This window comes from Microbulbifer okhotskensis (assembly GCF_023895975.1).
GTDB lineage: Bacteria > Pseudomonadota > Gammaproteobacteria > Pseudomonadales > Cellvibrionaceae > Microbulbifer > Microbulbifer okhotskensis.
In genome coordinates, this window is record NZ_JALBWM010000243.1 from 1 (window position 1) to 2294 (window position 2294).

The 2294-nt window shown below is 46.0% G+C and carries 2 protein-coding genes; both read left to right on the forward strand.

The window, feature by feature from the left end; genetic code table 11:
* The first annotated feature begins 390 nt into the window (after window positions 1-390).
* On the forward strand, window positions 391-798 hold the full coding sequence (locus MO867_RS24225; protein ID WP_373565929.1) for a DUF4259 domain-containing protein: 408 nt from the start codon (window positions 391-393) through the stop codon (window positions 796-798).
* 237 nt (window positions 799-1035) lie between these two features.
* Window positions 1036-2280, forward strand: a complete 1245-nt coding sequence (locus MO867_RS21640) for an amidase family protein (protein WP_252473015.1) — start codon at window positions 1036-1038, stop codon at window positions 2278-2280.
* Window positions 2281-2294: the final 14 nt, after the last annotated feature.

Sequence of the window (2294 nt, forward strand, 5' to 3'; positions counted from 1 at the left end):
TTGTCTCATGAATATATTTTTTGGGAAACTTTGTATTTAGTGCTGAATAGTTACCAACCAACTAAATAGAGAGTATCGATGAATGGAGGAAATTTACGGATAAACAGCAAAGAAGTATATCTGGATCCTTCTGAAAGTTAACCCAAATGACAATAGTGGAATGGAGCAAGAAGTCGCTCCAGTCATGCCAATTAACTACGAAAGCACTACTAATCTTGAGCATAAAATCTCCCAGATCACAACAAAGCCAAATAACACGCTAAATGCTTTGAGTAATTTAAATTTTCTAATTTGAAACAAAATCATGCATTATCGCTCGCCAGATTTTAACACCAACTCGGCGATTTATACCGAAGATCTTAGTTTTACAAATCCACAAAGGAGAAATCTATAGGAGCCCGGGCAGAAGATGCATTTGGCAATGATAGTGGTTGTGATTGGGCAGCAGGATTTGCAGAAAGCCCATGTTTAGAAAGAGCCGAGGAAGCGATAGATATTGCTATTTCTTCAGAGGAATATTTAGAATCAGACGAGGCTTGCGACGCTCTAATCGCTTGTGAAATCGTTGCAAGATTAAAAGGGAATTGGGGCAAAAAAGATGCGTATTCTGAATCCATTGATAAATGGATAGCGTCCTCGAATATCTCTCCAAGCAAAGAACTCATATCGAAAGCTGAGATAGCGATCATTCGAATCCTTGGGGAAAATTCAGAGCTTCGGAATTTATGGGATGAAGACGGAGAAAATATAAAATGGCCCCTCGAAATGGACAACCCATTATCGCGAGTAACCAGCTAACACGCCCCCAAACTAGAATTGCCGAAAGAATAGACACAAATAGAGCGAAAAACACATATTTCTGGATCAGAAAATAATATTGAAATAGACAGACTTTGATTGTGAGAACACATAACTTCCACCCCACTGTATTTCCACCCAATTAGTAAACCTCAAGATACTGCCCTTGTGAGGCTACAGGTTAGCACTTAATGATCTAACATCCTTATTAACCCTATACCACCTCAAGGGCGTTTTATGACCCGCTCTCTCATCAAGCTGGTAGAAATGATTCATACCGGCAAGCTTACAGCGACTTCCTTAGTTGAGGAAGCCTGCGATAACGCAGTAGCTCACTCTGAATTAAACGCCTTTATATCCTTGCACCGCAAAACAGCACTAAAGGCTGCCCAGACAATTGACAGGCAGCTGACTAAAGCCGGCCACCGATGGCCACTTGCGGGTACCCCCTTGGCCGTCAAGGACAATATCGATGTCAAAGGCATGAACACCACCGCAGGTACCCTCGGTATCAATTATCCTGCCAAGCAGTCTGCTCCTATGGTAGAGCGCCTCCAAAAGGCCGGAGCCATTGTGATCGGCAAAACAAATTTACATGAGCTGGCATTTGGCGTCACCTCTAATAATGCGGCATTCGGTGCTGTAAGAAACCCTCGGGACCTGGCATGCTTCCCCGGCGGTTCATCTGGTGGTACCGCAGCCGCTATTGCGGCCGACATAGTGCCAGCGGGATTAGGCACCGATACTGCAGGCTCCGTGAGGCTCCCCGCTGCCCTTACGGGTACCGTAGGGTTGCGACCAACAACTAGCCGCCTGAGTTGTGAAGGTGTTGTCCCTTCGGTGCCGGCTTTTGACACCATAGGCCCCATGGCTCAAAGCGTGGCAGACGTCATTTATTTGTTCGAAATCATAACTGGCAGCAAACTTCCCCAATCCACAGCCCTCAATCAATTACGGCTAGGGATTGTGCACCCGCTCTCCGATAACCTTTCACCAGGAGTAGCCCGCGCATTCCAAGCAGCCCTGAATAAACTCGGCAATGCCGGCGTGGGCTTTCTTGAAGTCGATCTCTCCCATATTGTCGACGCCTCATTTGAAGTCGGTTTTCCGATTGCGTTCCATCAGATGAAAACCGCCATGACCCGCTTTTTAGCAATCCAGCAACCCCAGACACAATTTGAGGAGTTGGTGGCCATGATTAAAAGTAAAGATGTAAAAGCCGTGTATCGAGAATCCGTGATGGGAATAAGCGCACCTTCAAATGTCACCTATGAAACCGCCTTGAAAAGAATCCCAGAAATCCGCAGTGACTATCTAAGGATGATGCAGAAAAATGCACTTGATGCGCTTATCTTCCCCACCGCAGTGATCGAGGCCCAACCCATAGACACATCATCGAACACTCTGGAGCTCAATGGGCAGAAAATCCCAACTCTCAGTGCTCAACACTTCGGACAGTTTCATGCAGCTATAGCCCCATAGTCACTGTACCGCTC